The sequence below is a fragment of the Lacipirellulaceae bacterium genome (assembly GCA_040218535.1).
In the GTDB taxonomy this organism is placed as follows: Bacteria; Planctomycetota; Planctomycetia; order Pirellulales; family Lacipirellulaceae; genus Adhaeretor.
On the sequence record JAVJRG010000005.1, the window covers coordinates 902,914 to 927,649 of the forward strand.

Sequence of the window (24,736 nt, forward strand, 5' to 3'; positions counted from 1 at the left end):
TACTGGGAGGCTTGACTCTTGTGGGTGTCATGCAAGAGGTCGCAAGGTGCTTGAGTCAGAGTCGTAAGCCATGAAAGCCCCGCTTTGTGCCAGGTAGAAGAAGCCGTAGAGTTCTAACGTTTTCTCTTCCAGTGCTTTGCCGATCTGTTCGTGGCGGTAAAGTCCGTCAATCTGGTTAACGAAGTGCTGCTTCGATTCCTGCAGCGTCTTCTGAGCGCGTTTTGCCCCTTCGAGTACAGGGCTTCCAGATTCTCTGGACGCATTAATTACTCGAGAAGAGTCGCCTTGTTCAACCTGCCAAGATTGGACGCGATCCTCGGTATAGCCCTGAGAGTGCCCAACGAGAACGAGGCGCGAGACCCCTTTCTCAAGAACTGCGAATTCGAGGACACGTCGATAACTATCCGAGTCGAGGCCCCACTCGCTCTGAGGAACCTTAACGACGACAGCGGGAAGGCCTTCAAACACACTCACAATTGCGTTGACGGCAACTTCATCCGAATGAGCAATGATCAATACTTCTGGGGCACGAACACTTTGCTCGAAAGCATCCCGGACTTGCTCTAGGCTGAAAGTGCTTCCCTTTGCCACTAAAGCTGCTGCGACCATTTCACATGTCTCCTAATTTTGATTGGGTGCGATAAATTACCGAATGCGTTCGTAAGTGACTAATTCAAGGCCAACTCTTCTGAGGTTTGCTTCCCGGCATTCCGAGAGGAGTCTCCTTCAAGCGAGCGCGTCCCCTCCTTGAGCAGCTGCCAATCTCCAGATGGCAGGTACCGGTGGATGCCTTCGTCATCAATGGCAATCAGGTGGAGCCACTGATTCTCAAGCAAAGCAGCCAGCGAACTTTGCTTGTTGATGATACGGTCAATCGACTCTAGCGGAGCAGCAATGACTGCTTGCAATCGCATTGGCTCATGCTGATAGTTCTCGCCAGAATGAAGCGACTGCCATGGCAGTCCCGTCATCAAATCGCCACTGTTGCCGGAGAGGATTCCGAACTTCCCGACGACGTTGTGGATCGTCTTGGTTCCGCTCCCAAAGTGCTTCTGGTCTACGGTCGATGCGTAGTACTGCATATTGATCAGATGTGCAACGATCATCGGAGCCGTCATGATGTTCTCTAAGACTTCACCGTTGGGGTCGTCCTGATGGTCGTAACTGTGAAGGAATGAGCGACCATCAAGATCAAGGTTTTTTGTATGAGATCGCGGGGCAATGATAAATGCCGCGTTCCCTGCCAAGCCCCACTCCGGTCGCACTTCCGACCAGTCCGTTGCTCGCTTGGCCAATCCTGCCAGCGACTGGCTGTCCACGATTGGAAGACGTTCAATCCGCGTCGCATGCGTAGCTGCTTCGGAATATCGGACGAGCTCTTCGTAGTCGATCTGATGCGTTTCGGGGAGTTGATCGAGATCAAAATAGGAAATTGCGTCGGTCGTCGTGTTGTGAAGACCGCCCAAGAACCAAGTATCACTTGGGATCTCAACGCCCCGCTTCGCCAACTCCTGACGAATGTACGGCTGGTTGAGCAACAGTGCTGCCATCCGGGCGTTAGGCTCGCCAGAATGACCGCCACAAGCACCGCAATCCAAGCCCGCGGCAAGCGGGTTGTTCTCGGTTTGACAGGCGTGACCACAGAAAGCGACGAGCCTAGCGAAGTTTTTCTCCAGTCCAAGATTCTTCAGCATGCCGTGAGCCAGATCGACTTGCTTACTGGTGGTGATGCCCTGGTGGTTCAAGTCGCGTAAAGTCGGTGCAAGGTGGTATTGCTGGTCGGAGTCTATGCCGTCGAACTTTGCGTCCGATCGCGATTGCTTCCAACCAAGTGCTCCCTTGAAGAGCTTGCCGGCAAAGAGCAATCCGGCAGTTTCTACAAACGAGAAACAACTAACGGCCGATGACTGGAACGACTTCCAAAGTTTCCTAAAGGATCGGATCTCCTGACGCTTCGCGATCACCTCGGCCTCGAGCGCCGGGTCAACCGAATCGAGCCCCTCTCGAAGTCGGAACTGCGGCTGAAGCAACACGGGCACGTTGGCACTGCCTGATTCGGCTCCGAGCGGGACGAATTCGATAGGCATCGCAAAGAAGCCAGCGAAGCCGAACGTTTCGATAGCGGCCGACTGTGCTTCAAGATGACGCCTAATGCGCTCGGACCGAACATCTATGCAGAACACCAATTGAGCCAGCTTTCTACTTTGCTTGACACGCTTACTTTCGATTCCCCCATCGAGCAGGCCATCAACAAGCTTGCCTCGGAAGGCCAGCTCGCTGGCCCTCAGAAGTACGAGTCGCTCGTCAGTGAGCTGTCTTTCGGCTGGTTCGCGGTCGACGTTGGTTTGCCAATCGAATTGAAGCGAGAACGCTTCACCGAGGGCTGCCTCGAATGCTAAACGAATGGCTAGGACACCGTGCAGGTCGCCTGAAGTTTGATTCGACTGCGACTGATCTTGATACTTCGCCCACGCACACCAGCCGGGAATGGAATAGGCCATCCTGAGCAGCACACCTTCCCAAAGATGCTCGGGCACTCGCATCTTCTCTAAGCAGTGCACAATCGCCGCATCAGGGGTATGGGGGATTGACTCGACAAACGTGCGGAAATCCTTAAGCCCAAGAACTTCGACGTTGCGGTCATGCTCCGCTGCAGATCGCCATGCCAAAAAGAGCGACATCTCCTTCCAGGGGCTCTGCCAGGTGGACTGCCCTTGGTCGTAGTGGGCAGAACAGTGTTTGGAAATCTCGTTGGTGATAACCTCGTTCCAGTCCAACTCCGAGCGGAGTGAGACATATTCCGCTATTGTCGATGGTGCTGTGGTCGATTCGACTTCCTCTGCGGCAACTCCTGCATCGAGCAGCTTGCTGATCAAATCCTCGACCGTGACTTTGTGATCTGAGCCCGAGTTGTGGAGTTCCTTAATAGCCTCTTCAATGTGAATGGCCTTGATCTTCCCTTGTTGGAAGAGCTTCGAATAGTACGCTAGCGGCATCAGGGTTTCACACTTCGAGAAGCTCTGTAGGTAGTTTCGAGCTTCTGCGAATTGTCGGTCTGCCAAGCCGCCATAAGGATTAATCGCAACGTAGTCTTGCAGTGGCCAGACCGGAGCGATAATCTCCTCGACGCGGCTGAGCAATTCCTCTAGCTGAGAGATCATTTCGGTCGTTTCGAAAAACGACACTTGTCGCGGCGTTGTCTCAGCGACTGAGGAGTTCTTGGCTTGCGGTAGAGATTCGACTGCTGACATTTTCATTCTCCAAGAGAGATTAAGCTGTATTCTTTTGAGTCTTCTTAATGTTCGACGATTCTGTTGCGGCTATTGCGTTGCCAAGCGACGGAGCAAGCTTTCGAGATAGAAGCCGTTCGAAGCGTGCACGTAAAAGGCTCGCCAACGCTTGGATTGAGCGATACTGGAAACCGACGCTTGCAGGAGAAAGAGCCCGGCGAACCCAGTAAGAATCATTGCTGGCAAGAACCATCCACTGGCCAGGAGTGCCGTAGAAGGCAGGCTTTCAGCAACGATCGAGTCGACGACCGAGTAGGATGCGGCATAGGCCAGACAAAGCGAGACGGTAACGCCCATGGCGTAGTAGAGCAGACGGCTGTTCTCAGCTCGCATCACTTGACTTAGCCAACTCGTCATCGCGAGGCATAGAACTCCGCCCAGCAGTAGCCCGCCCGGCTTAGCAATCGGGTCAACCGCGAAAATGGCGAGTGAGATATCTAGAATTAGGAGCGTCGCCAAGCCGATTCCAGCGACTTTGAACCAGGAGGGTTTCTTCGAATTAACTTTCGCCCCAAGCGTAGCCGCCTGCTGAGAAAGCACGCTGCCGCTGGTTAAAAAGGCGTGAGCCTTGTAGAGCGAGTGTGCGATGATGTGCAGCATGGCAGCCGAAAAAGCACCTAGTCCGCATTGCAGCATCATGAAACCCATCTGCGCCACAGTTGAGTAAGCTAACGACTTCTTCACACTCGTCTGGGTCAGCATCACCACTGCTGCATAACATGCGGTGACCGCACCAAAGATTGCTAGAATTACCAACGCGGTGGGAGCAAGCGAAACGATGGGGCTTGTGCGGATGATCAAGTAACCTCCTGCATTGACAATCCCGGCATGCATAAGTGCAGAAACTGGTGTGGGAGTTTCCATCGTCTGAGGCAGCCAAGTATGAAATGGTACTTGTGCTGACTTCGTGATCGCGCCGACGATCAGCAGAAAGCTAGCCCAAGTCGACGCATCGCTTGGTGGTACCGATTGCTGCTGAATCGCGGCGAAAAGTTCACTGAAATTCAGGGTGCCAAATTGGCTGTAGAGGATGGTGAAACCGCCTAAGAGCGCGACGTCCCCGAGACGGCTAACCGTGAATTTGCTCCAGGCCGCTCGCCTTGCCGCTGGTCGCTCGCCATAGTGCATCAAGAGCTGGTGCAACCCGAGGCTCGTCATGACCCAACAAGCAAAGAACAAGAGCAAGTTGCCGGAAACAACCATCAGCGAAACGGCACCGATAGTAAAACTCGCCCACCGGAAGTACCGGCCTTGATTCGCTTCTCCATCGAGATAGCGAATCGAGTATTTGCAGATAATCCAACCAATGAAAGCGACCAAAGCAAGCATGAGGCTGGCAACGCCATCGTAGTAAACCGACAATGTCGCAAGACCTGTCTCCCCAAGGGATAAAAACTCAGCACTGATCGTGGAAGTGAAACCCGTCGCTAGCCCAACACAAATCAGACCTGCTGCGACCGCCTGCAAGGCTGCGATCCAAGTCACTAACTGACGGAAACGGCCCGAGGAACGGTTGGCCACCGAATTGGGAACTCCTGCGAAGCCAATGAGGCAGAGGGCGGTAAGACTGATCAAAAGGGCGAGAAATTCATGCATCGCGGGTTCTCCATGAAAACTGACAATCGTTGCGTGAAATCTAATACGCGACAAGTATGTCGTCAATATAAATTCGTGTTAAATTTGCCGCATCTTTAGAAGTTGGCGTGAGAATGTCCCTAAAAGCCCTGAAAACGCCAAAAATAGGGCGAAATATTTTTCGCGAATTTCTTTTCTCGTGTTGCGTGTTAGAATTCAGTGAGTCGGGAACGCCTCGAAGCAGGTCCCTTGCTCGCTGAGATGCTCGCAAGCACCGCTCTGAGTGAATCCAGTCCCGGACCAGACAGTTCCCCTGAATTAAGGCGGCAGTTATGGGTAAAGCAGCAGCGAAACGCGCTTCGACGGGTGAATCCAAGAAGAAGAGCACCACGGCACCGAAAAAGCCCCCGTCTGTGGCGACGGAGTCTGGAAAAACTTGGACTTTTCTGACCAATCATGCGCACGTTTTAATTGCACTAAACGCTCAGCCTGATCTCGTGCTGAGAGAAGTTGCCCGCCTCGTGGGGATTACCGAAAGGGCCGTGCAGAGAATCGTCCAAGACCTGGAAGAGGAAGGATTTCTGCGACGTGAGAAGATCGGCCGCAAAAACCACTATGAGGTCGTGACGGATGAACCACTGCGTCATCCGATCGAGTCCCACCGACAAATCGGCGATCTCCTGAAGTTGATTACCGGCTGAGTGAACCGAAGGTTGCCTTTCGGCAACAAACTTCCAACCGCTTACAGTTCGAGAAGAATGCTGCTTAAGACTTCAGGATTGACGGGCTTCACGAGGTGCTTATCGAAGCCAGCCTGCTTAATTGCCACGCGATCTGATTCGCGGCCATAGCCCGTCAGCGCCACGAGGCGGACCGATTGATTCTCGTTCTTTTGCCTTACGGCGCGAGCGATTTCGTACCCGTCGACTTCGGGTAACCCGATGTCAACAATGGCCACGTTGGGCACCTTCTCGTCAATTATCGCTAGCGCCTCTTTGCCGTCGCTCGCGGTGCGAACGCGATACCCTTCCAGTTGGAGAACTTCTTCCAGCATCTGCCTCGCATCTTGGTTGTCTTCCACAAGGAGGATATCGGTCTCTTCCGGCTTACGAAGAGTCTTCGGACGAGCAGGCGTAGGAGTTTGCTCTAAAGGCTTGTCAGTGATTGGCAACAGTACGGAGAAGGTGCTTCCTTTTCCAAGGCCTTCACTGGCTGCTTTCACCGTTCCTCCATGCAGCTCAACGAGTTGCCTGACAAGCGTCAGCCCAACCCCCATTCCACCGCCAGAATCTTCACCAGTCTTGGATTGGACAAACAAGTCGAAGATACCATCCAACATGTGTGGTTCGATGCCAATGCCGTTGTCGGCAACTTCAACGATCGCTTGATCGTGTTTGCGTCCTAAAGAAAGCGTGATCTGACCTCCGTCGGGAGTGTACTTTGCTGCGTTCACGAGTAAGTTCTCGATGACTTGCAGCAAGCGTATTCTATCACCTTCGATCAGCAGGGGTTCCTTCGCGGATTCGATCGAAAACGTATGCTTTCGGTTGTTCATTAAAGGAGCAACGACTTCCTTGGCATCGTTAATCAGCGAGCAAAGGTCGAGAACGACAGGACGGGTTTCAATCTTTCCTCGACTGACGCGAGACACATCAAGCAGATCGTCAAGCAACCTCCCAACGTGCTGTGCTTGACGCTGAATAATCTGGATCGGTCCTTTGGAGCTTTCCTTCTTGAAGCGACGCTGTAGAACGTGTGTCGCATTAAGAAGCGCACCCATGGGGTTTCGCAGTTCGTGCGATAGCATTGCCAGAAACTCTTCGCGTCGGGTCGCCTCTTCCACCGCATTTTTTTCAGCGGTGAGGAGACGATCGACCGTATCACGTAGCTTTTGATTGGTTTGCTCAAGCTGTGTTGAGTAGTTCTGGCGTTCCTCTTCCGCCCGTTTTCGACGGGAAATGTCCTTGGACATCCAGGCAATCGCCACGGGCTCTCCGGATTCATTCGATAGTAGGGTCAGCGTGAGGCTGATGTCGGTGGACTCTCCCGATTTATGTTTATGCGTCAGCTCGATATCCCTGACGGATCCTGTGTTGCGACACTCCTGGCGCAACTCGGCGATCTTCTGATGGTGCTTGCTAGGAATCACCGAGAGCGTTTCTTCGCCGAGCAGTTCATCACGAGACCAGCCAAAAATTCGGGTCATCGCGTTATTCACGTTAAGGATTCGCCCAGAGAAGTCTTCGACTATCTTGGGGTCGCCTGCATCGAGGAAGACTTTCGACATCATCACGAGCTGAAACTCGCGTTCCTTCTGCATGGAGATATCAATCAGCGAAAGGACGACGCCATCAACTCCGCTATCAGCCCGGTAGGGCAAGATGCGCATCAAGAACCATCGCCCCTGGTTGTCGCGGACTTCTCGCTGGATAGAGTCTTCCGAACGAAGCACATACTCGACATCCTCAAACACTTTTTCGTAACGCAGGCTGTGTGTGAAACCATTGATGCGACGTCCGACATCCTGCGGGAGGATACTAAAGGTTTCGGTAATCTTCGGAGTGATTTTTCTGATGCAGAGGTTCCGGTCGAGAAACAGCGTGCCAACCTCCGTGCTACGGAACAGGTTGTTCATGTCATCAGTCATCACCATCAATTCTTGGATTTTTCGCTGGTGCTCGGCATTGACCGTGTAGAGCTCTTCGTTGACTGAGTGCAATTCCTCATTCGTGCTTTGAAGTTCTTCATTCGAAGCGACAAGTTCCTCGTTGGTTGCTTGTAGCTCCTCATTGGTGGTCTCCATCTCCTCGGTATTCGCTTGCAATGTCTCACGCGAGTACAGAAGCTCTTGTTCCAAAGTAGCGATTCTCGTCCTTGTCGGCTCATCCACAACTTGGCTCGGCACACTCGTTCCGTTAGGTGCAGGGAGGGCCTTCAGTTCGGTGGCCGCCGCACTTCTGGGTGAGATTTGAACTAAGTAATGGCTGACAGGGTCGAGTCCTTCTTGCAAGGGCGTCACCTCAACGGTGAGCTGAAGTTCGCGACTGTCGATCAGCGCGACGCAATCGTGTTTGACGGCCTCCGAGTTTTTGATGGACTTTTGGACGGCGCTAGTCACGGCTCCCCTCAAACCGAGTCCCAGGCAATCGCGGAGATTGCTTGAAGGGCGACCGTCCGAAAGTTTGAGAAAACGTCCCGCGCCAGAAAAGACATGCAATAGTTCGAGTCGCTCGTTGATCAGGAAGCCCGAGGGAACGTATTTTTCCAACAGGATGTCGTAGGCTTTTAACAGCGGTCGGCCCGCCTGGGTCACCGCGTCATCCTGGATGAGTTTTCTGGCGGGCTGGATCCTGGTTTGCGGAAGACCTGTTGAGGGGACAGGAAGTCGAGCCTCGGGCACCAGGCGCACGTCCCGTTTCTTCCTGTAGATTCGCCAATGCTGGTCAACGTCAGAGAATTTGTGATTGAGCTCTCCGCAAGTCTCACTGGGTCCGAGAAACAGGAAGCGGCCTTGTTTCAGTGCGAAGTGAAAGAGCGACAGCGCCTTTTTCTGCGCTGAGGGCTTCAAATAGATGAGGAAGTTGCGGCAGGTGACCAAATCAATCTTTGTAAATGGCGCGTCTTTGATTGTATTGTGCTTCGCAAACACGATCATTTTTCGCAACTCGGGGCTCACTCGCCACCCGCCGTTCTCCTTCGTGAAGTATCGATCAAGTCGTTCCTGCGAGACATGCGACAAGAGTTCCTCAGGGTAAAACCCCTGGCTAGCAAACTCTAAAGAGTCTTGATGCACGTCGGTTGCGAAGATCTTGACTTTATTTTTGCGGCCATTCTCGCGCACACATTCGTGCAAAAGAATCGCGATTGAGTAAGCTTCCTCACCCGTCGCACATGCGGATATCCAGACTCTGATCTCTTCGATGTCGCCTGTCGTCTGCACGATTTCCGGGAGGATACTTCTCTCAAGAAGGTCGAAGGCCTCACTGTCGCGGAAGAATCGCGTCACACCAATCAACAAGTCGCCGTACAGAGCACTGAGTTCCTGGTGATCACTAGGAAGCTGTTGGACGTAGGCCTCGAGGTTATCGACTCCAAGCAAATCGAGACGACGTTCGATGCGTCGCAAGACGGTGGCCGCTTTGTAGTGAGAGAAATCAATGTCATATTGCTCATGCAACAACCGAAACACGGTTTTCAATGCGTCTTCCGGAAGGACTTCGGGGCTAATGCCGTCGTTAGCCCTCGGATCGCGAACATGCCGCAGGAGCTCCATCGGCATGGCCTGCGGAGAAAAGATGCGATGGGCTGAACCGGAATCAATCGCGGCCAGTGGCATCCCATCAAAACTTGCCGTTTCGGGCTCTTGAACAAGCACAAGGCCACCCTGCTCTTTGATCGCTTGAACTCCGCGTGATCCATCGCTGCCAGTCCCTGAAAGGATGATGCCAACCGCGTTTTCTCTGCAGTCGATCGCGAGTGAGCGGAAAAACGTATCAATAGGCAACGAAGGTTTCGCGTCTGGATTCAGATCGCTGAGCAAGAGTTTGCCGTCCGACAAAACCATCTCTTTCTTTGGGGGAATCAGGTAGACCGTATTGGCTTCGACTCGCATCCCATCTTCGACCCGCTGAATATCGAGTGTCGTATGGCGGGACAACAGCTCTCCCATGAGGCTCTTGAAGTCCGGCGAAAGATGCTGCACAACAACATAGGCTAAGCTATCGCACGGCAGCACGTTGTCGAAAAAACGCTCAAGCGCATTCAAACCACCAGCCGAAGCCCCCAGGCCGACGATCGTTAAGAGCCTTTCCTGCGAAGGTTCCTCCAGGATCTTGCCACTGGTCGCATGTTCTTCGTTCTCGATCATTGGTCCTGCCTCTTAAGTCGCTCGTATCTTCTAGTCTCTTCCTCCCTTTTGGTTGCCGAGAAAACTTCTTCATGATGCTTGATGCATCTCCAATTCTCTTAGCGACAAGCCCCAATGATCGCCCAGATTCATTGGGGAGAGTCATGCACGTCCAATCACCCCCGGCATCCGGGGGAACGGGGGTGATTGGGAAAGGCATCAAACTGAACGTCAAGTCGATTGGCCAACCAGATTGACTTAGACGGTTGCTGGAAGCATTGCGTCCGCATCTAGGGCATCCCAAGGTCCAGTCTGAAAGGCTGAATCTTTGGTACGGCTACGGCGTCTTGCGAGTCGATTCCGATCAATGGCTCGCGAGACACTTCGCCCCGCACGTTCAGACACGCGGGCGATACAGGTCAGCAGGTCGGAATCCTCATCGCTGACGACGATCTCAGATTCTCGTTTGATTTTCACTCGCAGCTTGCAATGCTTATCGACACCACCCTTGGGCCCATTGATGTCGGAAACGACTAGCGAGACAAAGTCGAGCTTGTTGTCGAATCGCGATAGTGCGAACAGCAGACGACGCTTCGCATACTCTCGAGAATTCGAATCCAAGCAGTCATTTCGGTCGGTGATTGATAGCTTCATTGCACTTGCTCCTGGAAAGAAGTAACAGGTTTCTTGGCCTTCTTGAGTATTTATACGGCGAGAACCGACGATAACAAAATAGAATATATCTCTACCAACCATTCATAAAACCAATGGGTCTCGATCATGGATTGACTGAATTACCACCAACGACTTTTTGCTTTCGGACCGTCGCCAAAGAGGGCAACATGACCTAGGCGGCAAAACAGATCCATCTCGCTCAGCCGACTCTCAGTAGCCAGTTGCCAAATCGAAAGGCTGGCAACCAAATATGAGAAGCAATTCCCTGAGTCGCTCGACGGTGCGCCGATGCTACTTCCGCCGCACAGCGTCACACTCCGGAGACAACTTGAACAGTGGTTTGAAGAGCAGGAAATTCTCCCTGATACCGTTCATGAATTCGAAGACAGCGCGGTGATCAAGATCTTCGGACAAGCGGGCCACGGGCTCTTCATTTCGCCGACTGCGATCGAGAAAGATGTCTGCCGACGTTACTCGGTTGAGATTGTTGGGCGGCTAGACGAAGTCAAAGAGCGATTCTATGCCATCTCCGTAGAACGACGCCTGAAGCACCCTGCTCTGATGGCTATCTCAGAGGCCGCGAAGGGGGATTTCTTGTAGTCAAGAAGCCCTGAACGGGCTTTCGTATAACAACGCGATTAAAAAAACGATAGTTCCAACGCGACAGCGAGACGAAAGATGAAGTTCACCACTTCGTCACTGTGGTGACAATCGTCACCCACGCGAGCGTAATCGGAGGAGCGACCAGCCCGATCAACAGTCCAGCTCGTAAGAGGTCGGCACTCCTAAGTCGATTCGTTCCGTAGACAATGGCGTTGGGGGGAGTTGAAATCGGCAAGCACATGGCGGCTGAAGCGGACAGAGCTACGGGAATCGCCAAGTGTTCTCGGCTCCCAATCAGCACAAGAAAGATCGGCAAAATCAAATTGGCGGTAGCCGTGTTACTCATCAAATTCGAGAGGACAATCGTCACATAAGCGATCGCCAAAGTCATTACCAGAGCGCTCATCCCTTCAAAAGGCAACTGAGCGACCAGCCAACTCGCAAGCCCGGTGTCGCTGACGGCAACTCCCAATGATAGGCCGCCTGCAATTAGTAAGAGGACATCCCACGAAAGACCTCGAATGTCATTGCCTTCCAGAACGCCCGTTGCAGTCAGTAGGCAGATGGGAATCAGCGAAACGACGGTTGTGGGTAAGCCATGGAGAGGGCTCGTCATCCAAAGTAGAATCGTGACGGAGAAGGCGAGAATAACGATCGCCTGCTGAAGTCGGGGGACGCTTGAGCTAACGGTGGCCTTATCGAGTTGCGCTGAATCACTCGGCGAAAAGCTTCCCTCGGGAAGATGGGCGTAGATAAGATAACCCCACGCAATGGCCAGCATAATAGTAGCAGGTGGAATTCCATAGACCATCCATTGAGCGAAATTGACCTCGTGCCCACTGGTCAAAGCTGCGGCCGCGATAGCGTTGGGTGGCGTCCCAATGATCGTGCCCATTCCTCCAACGTTGGCTGCCATCGCGATACCGAGAAGTAACGCGCGTGGATACGGAGCTTCTCTTTTCGAACTCACGAGCATGGGGCTCAACACGGCAACCATCATGGTTGCCGTGGCAGTATTCGAAAGGAACATCGACAGCACGACGGTAACGATCATAAGTCCCAGCAAAACAATCGCGGGACGATCACCCAGCCGACGAAGCACCTGTGAAGCCATCCAGAGATCTAAGCCGGTCTTCTTTGCCGCAGCGGCTAGCACAAAGCCACCAAAGAAAAGCCAGATGAGAGGGCTTCCCCAAGTCGCCAAGTATTTCTCCCAGTCGCCATTCTTGCTTGCAGAGTCGCCCAGCAAAGCAACCTCCAATCCGATCGCCAGCAGACTTACGGAAAACGCGGGCATGGCTTCCGTGACCCAGAGCCCCGCGCACAATAGCAGAATGAACAGTGCCCTTACGCCCTCAGAAGAAAGTCCCTCATAAGTGGGTAGTCCGCTAATCGCGAAGGCCACACCGAGGCAAACGAATGTGGTCGTCAGAGACTTCCAAGCAGCAGGAGGGAGTTGCCCTAGAATTCGTCTAGCGGCATACCGAGTGGCAGCGCGATGCATCGGAAGGGATTCGAATTGGGGGGGGTGGATCGGTGGGACTGGCAGACTGTTGATGCTCTGTTCGAGCATCAATGTCGCAACTGTCGCGAGTCTAGTCGTTGTCCGCACGTCATCATAGACACGAAAGTACGAAAGTGGGGATAGACCGCAAATCCGCTTTACTTATGCGATAGCAATCAGAGCTGATAGAGGTCTTGTTCCTTGGGGAACTCGCATTGATTCGCCTTTTTGCGACGCTTTGCCAGCAGTTCGCCGATCGTGTGTCGGCCGAGGGCTTCCTCGATCTGTGACATCGCCTGATCGAGTTCTCCATGCAGCGGGCAAAGTTCCATGTGATCAGGCAAACCGAGTGGGCAGCGTTCAATTCGCTGGATGGGATCAACCGCGTTGACAATATCCAGAATCGTGAGCTGATCGGGCTCAATCTCGAGGACGACCCCACCTCCTGAGCCTCGCTGAGTGCTCACAATATTCGCGTCGCGCAAACGATCAAACACCTTACGCAAGTAGGGCGGATTGACTTGGATGCCCTCGGACATCCCGGGAATCGTGGCGAAGTGATCCGGCTGGGAGGCCAAGTAGGCAACGGCTCTTAGGGCATATTCAGCAGTTTGTGAAAACAGAATGACCTCACGGAGGCAAAGAGTACCTTGACGTACTGTTTTGGTTGGGTTATCAAATAGGGGCGTTCGAGACGCTTCGAACGACTACTCCTCAAACACATACTTTCGTCGACTTGGTTTATGGCAGACCAAGAGAAACCAAAAGTCGAGACATCAAGCGAGGCCCCGCTCGCTGCAAATCCATCTGATTATACATCAAACTCACCTGATCGGCGTTACGTACTTTCCGCAGGTTCGACCGTCTTGATGGCCTGCGGCCTCGCAGGCGGCTATGGCACCTTTTTCGCCATGGCTGGAAGGTATTTCTTCCCGAGTGGCGTCAATCGCGCTTGGATGTTCGTGAGCGATGCTGCCGGAATTCAGCCGGGAGAGTCGGTTCCCTTTGAGTCCCCCGCGGGTGTCAAAGTCACGATTACCCGTCGCGCGGACGTTTCTGAAGAAGAACTTAGTGAGCGGAGCTTCCTTGCTCTCTCAAGTATTTGCCCGCATCTAGGATGCCGGGTTCATTGGGAATCGCAGAATGATCGATTCTTCTGCCCTTGCCACAACGGAGTCTTCGACCCTTCGGGCAAAGCAACCGGCGGTCCACCCGCGGCCGATGGCCAGGACCTTCCCAGGTACCCACTGAAGGTCGTCGACGGGTCTTTGTACATCGAAATGCCCTATCGAAGCGTGTGATTGTCGTGCCAATTCTTCCTAACCAAGCGAAAAGGAGCTACTTGTGTCGCAACTAGTAGCTTGGCTGAAGGAAAGGGTTCCCGTTGATGCGGAACAGTTGCGTGAATTGACCAACGAGCCGGTCCCCAACCACATGAAGAAGTGGTGGTACGCCCTCGGGGGGACGCCTGCCTATCTGTTCGTCGTGCAGATCGTCACCGGCATTATGCTGGCCATCTACTACCAGCCGGCATCCAACACAGCCTATGAATCGGTCCGCCACATCACCGAAGAAGTCCGCTTCGGTTGGTACTTCCGTAGCATCCACAAATGGGCCGCCACGCTGATGATTGCCGCCGTAGTGCTGCATCAAATGCGGGTCTATTTCACAGCTGCGTATCGTCGACCTCGTGAATTGAACTGGATTATCGGCATGTCTTTGCTGATGGTCACCCTCGGGCTTGGCTTCACAGGCTACAGTTTGGTCTTCGAGCAGCTCAGCTACTGGGGAGCGACCGTTGGGGGCAACATCATGGATACCGTTCCATTGGTGGGCGGTCCCCTGAAGGAGATGCTGCTCGCTGGCGACACCTACAACGAACAGACGTTGCCGCGTTTTTATATTCTCCATGCCGCAATCCTGCCGGTGACTCTCATACTTCTTATCGGGATTCATATCGCTTTCATCCGGCTGCATGGTGTGAAAGAGTTAGAACCAGATGTCGACCCCGAAGATCCCAAGAAGCATTTCAATTTCTTTCCTGACCATATGCTCACTGAGCTTTCGCTAGGGCTGGCGTTAATGATTGTCCTCAGCGCGTTAGCGACGATCTTCCCAGCGATGCTTGGCCCTCGTGCCGACCCGCTGACAACTCCCGAGGTCATCAAGCCGGAGTGGTTTTTCTACGCCACTTTTCGTTGGTTGAAATTATTTGGACCCACCTTCGCCGTGCTGAGCATGGGGCTGATTGTGTTCTTGATGTTCGTGTGGCCGTGGGTCGACAAACTGCTGATCAAGGTGACACGCAATGAGGAGATGAGTACTTACCTAGGGATTGTTGCCGTATTCCTAATCGTCGGCCTCACCGTTTGGGAAGCGGCAGTCGCACACTAAATAAGCTATTTCGGAAGAAACAATGGATATCTCTGAGAGCCTGCAGGAAATCTTCGAGAGCAACGAAACGCTCGGTAAGAAGTTCTACAAAAAGTTCTTTCGGGCATGTCCTGAGGCAGAGAAGTTTTTCGAAGGGCTCGACATGCATCGTCAAGCCGTTGTCTTGACGATGGCATTCACCCTGGTCGAGCAGTTCTACAAGTCACCCTACGTGCAGACGGCTGTTTATTTCCATGTCTTGGGAGCCAGTCATCGCGACATGGGCATTCCGAAGTCCATGTTTGAACCTTGGCTACAAACCATGCTGCAGACCCTTGCTGAGTTCCACGGCGACCGGTGGGACAAGGAACTTGAAGAACAGTGGCAAGTTGGCTTAAACGCAGCCGCGGAAGAGATGTTCCAAGGATATGACTTACCAAACTAAGCGGATGAATCAGCAATGAGCATCAAAGCAAAACAGTTTCTGATAGCCTTTTTAGGTTTTGTCTTCCTAGCGTCCTTGCTTTTCGTCCAGTGGATGGAAGTGGCTCGAAAGAATGAAGAAGCCGGGATCACGCCGCACCATGTTTCGATTCCCGCGAATTCACAAAGCTGCGTTGATTGTCACGACAAGCTCTCTCCGGGGATTATTGATCATTGGGAAGGATCCACGCATGCCGTCAAAGGCGTTGGCTGTGTGGAATGTCATCTCGCTAATGAAAAAGACGCCGACGCGTTTCACCACTATGGCGAAACGATCGCGACGGTGGTGACTCCGATGGATTGTGCCCGTTGCCACCCCAAGGAAACCAAAGAGTTTGCGCAGAGCCACCATGCCAAGGGCGGAAATATCCTCGCATCGCTCGACAACTTCTTGGCGGAGACGGTCGAAGGCTCGCGGGAACCGTTCAATCCGCATTCACCGACTCCCGGCATGGAAGTCGACATGGTTAATGGCATGGCAAGCGTCAACACCGGCTGCAAACAATGCCACGGCAGCAAGGTGGCACTTATGGCGACCGATGGAAGTGAAATCACCGCTGAAGATCTACAGCCTGACGAAAAGGGGCGGCCTACCAACTTAGATGCCATCGCAAAAATCAAACGCGACAAGAACAATCAGCCGGTACTGCATACCGCGAGTTGGCCCAACACGGGCATTGGCCGTATCAATCTGGATGGTTCGCTAGGCTCCTGTTCAGCTTGTCACTCGCGGCACGATTTCTCACCACGTCGGGCTCGCCAGCCGGAGAACTGTGCGAAATGCCACCTTGGTCCAGACCACCCGCAGAAAGAAATCTTCGAGGAATCGAAACACGGCGTCGCCTATCGCGATCTCCATGCACACATGAATCTGGACGCGGATAGTTGGGTGCTCGGCAAAGACTACACGCAGGCTCCAACCTGTGCGACGTGCCACATGTCAGCGCATTCGCGCGGGCAAGAAGTGACCCATGACCCCGGTGAGCGTATTTCCTGGACGAACCGTCCGCCCGTGAGCCTGTTGATGGACACCGACATCAATCACAAAGTCATCAAAGAGACGGACCCCACGGAACGCCAAAAACTGATTCACGATAGCTGGCAAAACAAGCGAGACCGTATGAAAGAGGTCTGCACACACTGCCACACCAAGAATTATGTGAATGCCTTCTACCAGCAATACGATGACTTCGTGATCAACTACAACGAGAAGTTCGCTAAGCCCGGCCAAAAAATTATGGTCATCCTGAAAGAAACTGAGCTAGTAACTGCGAAGCAGTTCGACGAGGAAATCGAGTGGACCTGGTTTTATCTCTGGCATCACGAGGGGCGTCGCGCTCGACATGGCGCCTCGATGATGGCACCCGACTACGCTCACTGGCACGGCATGTATGAAGTGGCCGAGCGTTTCTATCAGGAGCTCATTCCACAAGCCCGCGAGATCGCTGAGCATGCGGCGGAGGAAGGGAATGAAGAGGCCGCTGAGAAGGTTGAGGCAACTATCGAGGAAATCCTCGCTCGACCTGAACACAAGTGGTTTCAGGAAGAAAAGTCCTTGGAAGAGACAGCAGAGGAGTCGGATGCCGACAGCAACGAGCCTCCTGCGGAAGATACGGCAGCCAAGCTACCCAACAATACGAATGCGGGAGGGTGAGTTGTGGATCGACGACAGTTTTTAGCGGCTGGTGGCGGGTTGTCTGTTGCGATGCTCGGGTGTGAGCGCAAGACCGCGACAACAGATAATCTGCCAATCGTCGATCTTGATGTCGACTGGAAGAAAGCACCGTGCCGCTATTGCGGTACCGGATGCGGTGTCGAGGTGGGCGTGTCCGAAGGGAAGGTCGTAGCCGTACGCGGCGACGAGCTTTCACCAGTTAACCGCGGACTACTTTGCGCGAAGGGCTACCACCTCCCAGGCATGCTCTACGGAGAAGATCGGCTCACCAAGCCTCTACGGAGACGATCCGATGGGAAAGGATTCGAGTCGATTTCCTGGGACGAGGCCCTCGATCTTGTTGCCGAAAAGTTCTCGGAGACTCTCATGCAGCACGGCCCGGAAGCGGTCGCGATGTATGGCTCAGGACAGTGGACGGTGTTCGATGGCTATGCGGCGCTGAAATGGGTGAAGGGGGGCATGCGGAGCAACAACATCGATCCCAACGCGCGACTTTGCATGGCTAGCGCTGTTATGGGATTTGTTACGCAGTTTCAAAGTGACGAGCCGATGGGCTGCTACGACGACTTTGAAATCGCAGACGACTTTGTCCTCTGGGGCAACAATATGGCGGAATGCCACCCGGTGCTCTTCAGTCGCATTCTCGAACATAAACGCAAGAACCCTCACGTCCGGATCGTCGATATCGCAACGCGACGAACGCCGACTAGCGACTACGCGGACATGTACATTGAGATTGAGCCGCAAGGTGACTTGGCCCTTGCCAACGGCTTGCTTCATCTTCTAGTGAAGAACGGCAAGGTCAACGAAGCCTTTGTTGAAGAGAACGTCGTCTTTAGGCGTGGCATCGAGGATCTCGAAGCGATTGGCTATGGCTGCTTCGAAGATCAGGCAGACCGTTACACCTTCAAGGATCAGGCTCAGGAAAGCTCGCTCGAAGATCTGGAAGAGTTTCTTAGCTATTACTCTCCAGAGAAAGTGAGTGAGCTTTCAGGAGTACACGTTGGGCAGATTGAAGCGCTGGCCAAAATGTACGGCGATGCGAGTCGCGGTATGGTCAGCCTCTGGTGCATGGGAGTCAACCAGCATGTCCGCGGCACTTGGATGAATAATCTTATTAACGACCTTCACCTCATTACAGGAAAGATTGGCCGTCCAGGAAATAATCCGCTAAGCCTAACAGGTCAGCCCTCAGCTTGTGGAACAGCGCGTGAAGTCGGAACACTCTCGAATCGACTACCAGCGGATCGGGTGGTGATGAACCCGGAGCATCGGGCCGAGACCGAAGAAATCTGGGGGCTACAGCCTGGCACCATCAACGAGAAGCCGGGGTATCATGCGGTTGACATGTTTCGCGCGTTAACACGTGGTGACGTCAAGGCGATGTGGATTCAAGTGACCAATCCGTGGGTAACGATGCCCAACCTCGAACGGTTTCAGCGAAAGCCCGACGATGGCCGCTTTATTGTCGTCAGCGACATCTACGCAACACCGACAACCGCAGTCGCTGATCTTATTCTTCCTTCAGCCGCATGGGTCGAGCGGGAAGGAATCTTTGGAAACACCGAGCGACGCACACAGCATTGGGAGAAGATGGTTGACCCGCCTGGTGAAGCCAAAGAGGATGCTTGGCAAATCATACAGGTCGCCAAGCGTATGGGATACGAAAAACTGTTTCCATGGGATGACGACAACTGGCATGAGCAGATGTACGAGGAGTATCGAAAGTTTACCCTTGGAAATGGAAAGGACTTGGCAACCCTTGATCAGCTCAAGGGGTCTCGCGGGCTACGGTGGCCCGTTGTTGACGGCAAGGAGACGAGATACCGGTACGCGGCCGGACACGATCCGTACGTTGAAAAGGCCGAGGGCGTTGAATTCTACAAAGCGAAAGGGTTTGGCAAGAAAGCCGCTTTTTGGATGAGGCCCTACCATCCGCCTGCGGAATCACCCGATGAGGAATTCCCATTCTGGCTCACAACCGGACGTGTCCTCGAGCATTGGCACACGGGATCGATGACTCGTCGTGTCAAGCAACTTCATCAAGCCGTTCCTAGCGCCTATGTGGAGATTAACCCAGCAGATGCGATTGAACTTGGGATCGCCACCGGCGACAAGGTTCGTGTTGCTAGTCGTCGTGGAGCGGTTGAATTCTCGGCAAAGATCAACGGTCGTGGCGCCGTCCCCCGGGGTCGTGTCTTCGTCCCTTTCTTTGACGAATCGAAGTTAATCAACCGCCTTACGCTCGATGCCTTAGACAACATCAGTAAAGAACCCGACTATAAAAAGTGTGCCGTCAAAATTGAGAAGGTCTAGCGCTGTGAACGGCGAATGCCATCGACATCATGCTGAGAGGATAAAACCAGTAACGGGACTTAATCAGTTCCTCGTAGCGTTGGTGTGCATAATGGCATGTTTCCTCGGCTGCCAGCCAGAGGGTACTGGACAGGCCGCAAGCAATGTTCAACCTACCAGCTTTGAGGTGCGTGCTGCACGGCGGGCATTTGATGGTGCGCCTCCTGTGATTCCTCATGAGCGTCTCGGGGCCGATTGCACGACTTGCCATACCGAGTCTGGCAAAGAGGTGCCCCCGCAGGGATACGCCCCGGCAAATCCTCATGTCGGAGATCCACAATCAGGGGCGCTGTCCAACTGCACTCAGTGCCATGTTTTTGCGAGTGCGAAAGGAACCTTTGCCAAGAATCGATTCCAAGGGTTACAACAAGTGCAGCATAAATCGCAGCGTGCTCATCCTTTGGCTCCGTCATTGATTCCGCATTCCGTTGCCATGAGAGCCAACTGCCAAGCATGCCACGTTGGGCCCTCCGCACGACAAGAAATCGTATGCTCTCACCCAGAGCGATTGAATTGCACCCAATGCCACGTGGTATCAAAGGGAGCGAGTGATCTCGCCGTAGCTGCACTCGCTGAGGCGGAGTCCTCACCCACGTTAGAACAGGAGTGACTCGTTAGTATGGCATGTACCCACCTGCAGAAACTCTACGAGCTTTGCCAAGAGCACGAACTTCGCTTCAGCAGTTCCGACCTCGTACGGATCGTCTGCAAGGAGTGTGAGGCCGAAGAGACTTGCCCGTCAATGTACCTTGACGAAGAAAACTTTGATAAGCCAACCGAAGGTTCCGACGAGTAATTTAGTCAAGGGATGGCGACCAAGTGTCATTACAGCGTCCTACTCGATTGTCTAGATCTCAACAGGGCTTTCGGACGTCAGAAGCTCTTTCTCTGAAATCCGAGAACAGTACCTTGACGTACCCTTCAAGTTGCCTAGACTAACCGACTGATGCGGATGACTAGTAGTCTCTGGGTTACCGCACTTGTTAGTCCCAGCAAACATCCCTAGCTGTTTGCTGCAGAAGGAGTTGGCTCTTGCGTTGGTTCTCTTTACTAGGCTTGCTGGTAACAACGAGTCTCTTGTTCAGCTCTGGTTGTCGTCGAGTTGAGCCTCCCCGCTTCTCTCCCGGCCCTGAAGTCGTCGAGCTAACCGAAGAGATTGACGACGAAGAAGAGCTGGCTGAGTACAAGAAACTGCAAGACGATATCGCGGTCATCCTAGCTCAGCGAACAGGAACTCCCGACAAGCCAATCATGTTGGGAAGTGACCAGACAACAGACGAATTGCAGCATGGCTACGCACTCTATGCCCGTTACTGCACGCAATGTCATGGCGTGAATGGTGATGGGAACGGCCCGGTGGCTGTCTCACTGAACCCAAAGCCGCGGAATTATCGCCAAGGCATCTTCAAATTCACCTCGACTCCGTACGGAAGTAAGCCTCGTTTTTCTGACTTGGCTTATACGATCAAGCGGGGGGTGATAGGGACGTCCATGCCCTCGTTTGATCGTTTTTCCGAAGAACAAGTCAATGCCGTCGTTTCTTATGTCGTGGCTTTGACCCATCGTGGCGAATTAGAGCGAGAACTCGCAATGATCGCCTACGACGATGGAGAGTTACCTGATGAGGAAGGCGTTGATGATGTCGTGGCCGAAATCTTAGACCCTTGGCAAGAAGCTTCAACGCAGCTGGTCATGCCCGTCACTCCCATGCCACCCATGACCGAAGAATCAATCAAAGCCGGACACGAGATCTTCTTGGGGAAAGCGTGCAACAAGTGCCATGGCAAATACGGACGTGGCGGTTCGATGGGCAACGTCGAGGTTGGGACCGATGCGTGGGGATTCAAGGCCGCCGCGGCTGATCTCTCTTCGGGCATGTTCCACGGCGGGGGACGGCCGATCGATCTCTATCGCCGCATCTATTCAGGCATCAACGGTTCGCCCATGCCTGCTTTTGCAAACACTTTTGAAGAAGATCCTGACCAAATCTGGCAGTTGGTGCATTTCATTAAAGCAACCGGTAACCGTCGTCGTGAGGGGCTTCCACCTCTAGGAGAGGCAGACATTCCGGACACTGTTTCAGCGGAACAAAGCAGCGCGGAAGAACAGCCGGAAGAATTGTCCGATGAAGCCGAGGAAGCGGATGGCGAGGACGAAGAGAGTGAAGATGATGGCGACGATACTCAGACCGAAGCAGCGGAGCCTTCAGAGGAACCAGAAGACGAGGCAGAACCGTCCACTAAGGAGGCCGCTTAGCGAGTTCTGTCATGGATACCAAATCAAAAGAGATTGAGCTTGCCGAACTGAAGCAGCGAGTCGCGGAGCTTGAGTCACAGATTGTGTCCGAAACCTCCCACCCGCCGTTTCGTCCGACAGAATACTACACAGCCTACTACGTGGTGACCGGTTTCATGCTGGGTGGCCTCGCCGCGATGGCAAGCTTGGTATTCAACATCATCGGTTCGTCACTTGCCGGAAAGCATCCCCTGGAACTGATCCGTTCGTACCTCACGTTTCCTCTGGGAGATCAGGTCTTCGACCTTCCGCCCGAGCAGAACGGGCTGATGTTGGCCATCGGCTGCTGTCTTTACATCGGTACGGGCATGGTCATGGGAATTCCTGTCTACCTCGCGTTGACACGTTGGGGGGCGGAGAAGTCACTGCCCGTGAAATTAGTCATCGCTTCGGTCGTTGCGTTGATGATTTGGGCAATCAACTATTACGGTCTGCTCTCCTGGATGCAGCCGGCAATCGTTGACATGAGCGAAGAGAATCTGATCGTCAATAAAGTTCCTGCCTGGGTGGCCGCTGCAACCCACTTAGTTTTTGGCTGGGCGATGGCTTTGGTCTACCCCTTGGGCGACTTCCAACCTTACACACGACTCACTAAAAAAGCATGAGTACGGACTCAACATCTTCGGGCCTGCCGACTGAAGCGGATGTCGCTGCTCAGCATGGCGATCTGGTCATCGAGCGCTTAGTCTACTGGTACTTCATCGCTGCGATTGGCTATCTCTTCGTTTCGATGAGTGGCGGTCTGATGATGGCATTGCAGTTGGTGCAATGGAACCCGCTTCACGATAGTGAGTACCTATCCCCGGGACGATGGCGAATGGTGCATACCAACGCCATAGCTTACGGGTTTATCGCCAATAGCTTTCTCGGTGCCCTGCATTGGGCGATCCCTAGGCTCACGCTGAAGCCGGTCCTCGATAAGCGGCTCTCCTATTTTATTTTCTTTGCGTGGCAAGTCGTCGTGCTTGCAACGGCGGTCGGTATCGTCATGGGACAGGCCCAGGGGGTCGAGTGGGGCGAGACACCCGTTTGGATTGACCCGCTGGCCCTGGCAGGCTTGGCTCTAGTGGCCGTGAACTTCATGGCACCGATCATTCAAATGAAGGGGCCACTCTACGTCACTTTGTGGTACTTCATGGCAGCCTTCGTCTGGACCTTCTTGACCTATGCGATGGGTAACTTTGTTCCTCAGTATTTCGTCTCGGGTACAAGTGCGGGTGTGATCGCAGGACTTTTCATTCACGATCTTGTCGGGCTGTTTGTGACTCCTCTGGCATGGGGGCTCATGTATTACTTTGTCCCCATCCTCTTGAAGAAACCAATCTGGAGCCACGGCCTTTCAATCGTCGGCTTCTGGGGCTTGGCCTTCTTCTATCCACTGCAAGGAATCCATCACTTCCTTTACACGGCCACGCCCGATTTCCTTGAATACGGGGCCGTGATTTCAACCATTGCTGTTGAGTTCGTGGTCACCACAGTCGTGATCAACTTCTTCGGTACGATTTGGGGCTCAGGGCGAGCGGTGGTCACGAACCTGCCCATCCGCTGGTTTTATACGGGAATGGTTCTCTACTTCGTCACCTGTGCTCAGTGCGCACTGCAAGTGACGCATACCTTCCAGAAGTTGATCCACTACACCGACTGGGTCGTCGGACACGCTCACCTTGTCATGTTTGGTGTGTTCTCGATGTGGTTCTTTGGGATGATGACCTATCTTTTCCCTCGCCTTTTGAAGACCTCTTGGTATAGCCGTTCGCTCTGTGAATGGCACTTTTGGTTGTCGGCTGGCGGAATTGTCGTGATGTTTCTCGACTTGAGTTTGGGGGGAATGTTCCAAGGCTACTTCTGGGCATCTCTGCAACCGTGGGATGTTTCCATCGAAGGAAGCCAACCCTTCTGGGTGACACGACTTTTTGCCGGGCTCGCGATCATCTCCGGGCAACTTGCGTTCGTCTACAACCTTTGGAAAACCTGGCGACTTTCGAAGAAAAACGCGAAGACCAGCAACGGCGTAGCTTAGGCCGTACAGGGATAAACAATGTTTGAAAGTAAATCAGGAGTTTTGCTCTTAGCCGGATTGGGTTTTTTCCTGTTCGCATTCCTCTCGAATGCGTTGGTGCCTATTTTGCTCTATCGCAATCTCCCCGAAAAAACCGTTGAGGAATTGGCGGACAACCAAAACCTCATCTATCAATTCGAGGACTTGAGCGTCCGCTATCCAGAGCAATTCGATAAGTATTACGGTGAGCCCAGCAAGGAGAAACTTGCCGAGGCCCTTGAGCTGGGGCGTGACATTTACGTTGGCGAAGGATGCTGGCACTGCCATAGCCAGAACATTCGTCCCGTTTCCAACGAAAGTACTCGCTGGGGGAAAGTTTCTTACTCGGAGGAAGTCCAAAACGAACTGAACCGTCCTGTGATGTGGGGGACGCGGCGTGTCGGACCAGACCTCGCCCGTGAAGGGGGCCGACGCGGCAACGACTGGCATGCGGCCCACTTTTTTGATCCAGCAGCCCTTTCACCAAGTTCACCAATGCCCCGCTATCCCTGGTTCTACGACGACAAAGATCCCAACAAACCGAACAAACGCGGTATCGCCATCATCACTTATATCCAGTGGCTCGGCTCGTGGTTAGAAGAGTATCCGCATTACGAAGATTACGTGCCGTTGGAAGAACAGATGGTTAATCCCCTAGAGTAGTCGCCCTTCAGAGTAGTTGCCCAACGGTTATCACATGAAGAATCGTGTTATCCAAGTCATGGCTGTCGTGATTCTCGGCTTCTGCGCCTGGGGATTCGGCAGCAAGTTTATTGAGCTCATCCGCCTCGTGAGTTCCGAGGGGCAAGACACAACCGAAGGAATCTATGCCGTTGCGCCGATGGCGAATTACTTGTTGGCCAGTGTGGGCTTTTTGTGCATGTTGGGCTGGGCCGCCACCCAAGGAATGTTTACTGATATTGAGAAACCGAAGCAGGTCATGCTCAACACCGAAGAGCAATTGGATGCCGGCACGACGGATGAAGAGTATGCAAACTCGGTGATGAAATAAGGACAAGCCCCA

Annotated in this window: 20 protein-coding genes; 13 read left to right on the forward strand and 7 right to left on the reverse strand. The window is 53.4% G+C overall.

The window, feature by feature from the left end; all coding sequences use genetic code 11:
• Positions 1 to 27: 27 nt before the first annotated feature.
• The 3 genes from RIB44_03850 to RIB44_03860 form a co-directional block, all read right to left on the reverse strand.
• A complete protein-coding gene (locus RIB44_03850; protein ID MEQ8615706.1) occupies positions 28 to 609 on the reverse strand; it encodes a carbonic anhydrase in 582 nt (193 codons plus the stop codon).
• A gap of 59 nt (positions 610 to 668) precedes the next feature.
• Positions 669 to 3,251: a DUF2309 domain-containing protein gene (locus RIB44_03855; protein ID MEQ8615707.1), complete on the reverse strand. Its 2,583-nt coding sequence runs from the start codon at positions 3,249 to 3,251 to the stop codon at positions 669 to 671.
• Between the two features lie 69 nt (positions 3,252 to 3,320).
• Positions 3,321 to 4,886, reverse strand: coding sequence for a proton-conducting transporter membrane subunit (locus RIB44_03860; GenBank protein MEQ8615708.1), 1,566 nt, complete (start codon positions 4,884 to 4,886; stop codon positions 3,321 to 3,323).
• Positions 4,887 to 5,197: 311 nt separating this feature from the next.
• On the opposite strand from RIB44_03860, the gene RIB44_03865 reads away from it, so the two are divergent.
• A complete protein-coding gene (locus tag RIB44_03865) occupies positions 5,198 to 5,566 on the forward strand; it encodes a MarR family transcriptional regulator (protein MEQ8615709.1) in 369 nt (122 codons plus the stop codon).
• Between the two features lie 41 nt (positions 5,567 to 5,607).
• On the opposite strand, the gene RIB44_03870 is transcribed toward RIB44_03865, so the two are convergent.
• Both RIB44_03870 and RIB44_03875 read right to left on the reverse strand, forming a co-directional pair.
• Complete coding sequence (locus RIB44_03870) at positions 5,608 to 9,732, reverse strand: chemotaxis protein CheB (GenBank protein ID MEQ8615710.1); 4,125 nt, start codon at positions 9,730 to 9,732, stop codon at positions 5,608 to 5,610.
• 237 nt (positions 9,733 to 9,969) lie between these two features.
• Positions 9,970 to 10,365 (reverse strand): hypothetical protein, encoded by a 396-nt coding sequence (locus RIB44_03875; GenBank protein MEQ8615711.1) that lies wholly within the window; start codon positions 10,363 to 10,365, stop codon positions 9,970 to 9,972.
• A 258-nt stretch (positions 10,366 to 10,623) separates the two neighbouring features.
• On the opposite strand from RIB44_03875, the gene RIB44_03880 reads away from it, so the two are divergent.
• Positions 10,624 to 10,986 (forward strand): LysR substrate-binding domain-containing protein, encoded by a 363-nt coding sequence (locus RIB44_03880; protein MEQ8615712.1) that lies wholly within the window; start codon positions 10,624 to 10,626, stop codon positions 10,984 to 10,986.
• 85 nt (positions 10,987 to 11,071) lie between these two features.
• Here RIB44_03880 and RIB44_03885 read toward each other — a convergent pair whose 3' ends face one another.
• Both RIB44_03885 and RIB44_03890 read right to left on the reverse strand, forming a co-directional pair.
• Positions 11,072 to 12,493 (reverse strand): SLC13 family permease, encoded by a 1,422-nt coding sequence (locus RIB44_03885; protein ID MEQ8615713.1) that lies wholly within the window; start codon positions 12,491 to 12,493, stop codon positions 11,072 to 11,074.
• Positions 12,494 to 12,669: 176 nt separating this feature from the next.
• Positions 12,670 to 13,119 carry an Rrf2 family transcriptional regulator gene (locus RIB44_03890; GenBank protein ID MEQ8615714.1) on the reverse strand — a complete coding sequence of 150 codons (450 nt, stop codon included), beginning with the start codon at positions 13,117 to 13,119 and terminating at the stop codon, positions 12,670 to 12,672.
• Between the two features lie 117 nt (positions 13,120 to 13,236).
• Here RIB44_03890 and RIB44_03895 point away from each other — a divergent pair, with 117 nt between their 5' ends.
• From RIB44_03895 to RIB44_03945, 11 genes are all read left to right on the forward strand, one after another.
• Positions 13,237 to 13,794 (forward strand): ubiquinol-cytochrome c reductase iron-sulfur subunit, encoded by a 558-nt coding sequence (locus RIB44_03895; protein MEQ8615715.1) that lies wholly within the window; start codon positions 13,237 to 13,239, stop codon positions 13,792 to 13,794.
• 43 nt (positions 13,795 to 13,837) lie between these two features.
• Positions 13,838 to 14,887, forward strand: a complete 1,050-nt coding sequence (locus RIB44_03900) for a cytochrome bc complex cytochrome b subunit (GenBank protein MEQ8615716.1) — start codon at positions 13,838 to 13,840, stop codon at positions 14,885 to 14,887.
• 22 nt (positions 14,888 to 14,909) lie between these two features.
• Positions 14,910 to 15,311 (forward strand): globin, encoded by a 402-nt coding sequence (locus RIB44_03905; GenBank protein MEQ8615717.1) that lies wholly within the window; start codon positions 14,910 to 14,912, stop codon positions 15,309 to 15,311.
• Positions 15,312 to 15,326: 15 nt separating this feature from the next.
• A complete protein-coding gene (locus RIB44_03910; GenBank protein ID MEQ8615718.1) occupies positions 15,327 to 17,003 on the forward strand; it encodes a multiheme c-type cytochrome in 1,677 nt (558 codons plus the stop codon).
• A 3-nt stretch (positions 17,004 to 17,006) separates the two neighbouring features.
• Positions 17,007 to 19,340 carry a molybdopterin-dependent oxidoreductase gene (locus tag RIB44_03915; protein MEQ8615719.1) on the forward strand — a complete coding sequence of 778 codons (2,334 nt, stop codon included), beginning with the start codon at positions 17,007 to 17,009 and terminating at the stop codon, positions 19,338 to 19,340.
• Between the two features lie 658 nt (positions 19,341 to 19,998).
• The gene (locus tag RIB44_03920; GenBank protein ID MEQ8615720.1) at positions 19,999 to 20,175 is read left to right on the forward strand and encodes a hypothetical protein; all 177 of its coding nucleotides are present in this window, start codon (positions 19,999 to 20,001) and stop codon (positions 20,173 to 20,175) included.
• A gap of 236 nt (positions 20,176 to 20,411) precedes the next feature.
• Positions 20,412 to 21,635 (forward strand): c-type cytochrome, encoded by a 1,224-nt coding sequence (locus RIB44_03925; GenBank protein MEQ8615721.1) that lies wholly within the window; start codon positions 20,412 to 20,414, stop codon positions 21,633 to 21,635.
• An 11-nt stretch (positions 21,636 to 21,646) separates the two neighbouring features.
• Positions 21,647 to 22,279: a hypothetical protein gene (locus tag RIB44_03930; protein MEQ8615722.1), complete on the forward strand. Its 633-nt coding sequence runs from the start codon at positions 21,647 to 21,649 to the stop codon at positions 22,277 to 22,279.
• On the forward strand, positions 22,276 to 23,694 hold the full coding sequence (locus RIB44_03935) for a cbb3-type cytochrome c oxidase subunit I (GenBank protein MEQ8615723.1): 1,419 nt from the start codon (positions 22,276 to 22,278) through the stop codon (positions 23,692 to 23,694). Before RIB44_03930 ends, RIB44_03935 begins: the two co-directional genes overlap by 4 nt.
• An 18-nt stretch (positions 23,695 to 23,712) precedes the next feature.
• Positions 23,713 to 24,375, forward strand: a complete 663-nt coding sequence (locus tag RIB44_03940) for a cbb3-type cytochrome c oxidase subunit II (protein MEQ8615724.1) — start codon at positions 23,713 to 23,715, stop codon at positions 24,373 to 24,375.
• A gap of 34 nt (positions 24,376 to 24,409) precedes the next feature.
• Positions 24,410 to 24,724: a hypothetical protein gene (locus tag RIB44_03945; protein ID MEQ8615725.1), complete on the forward strand. Its 315-nt coding sequence runs from the start codon at positions 24,410 to 24,412 to the stop codon at positions 24,722 to 24,724.
• The last annotated feature ends 12 nt before the right edge of the window (positions 24,725 to 24,736 follow it).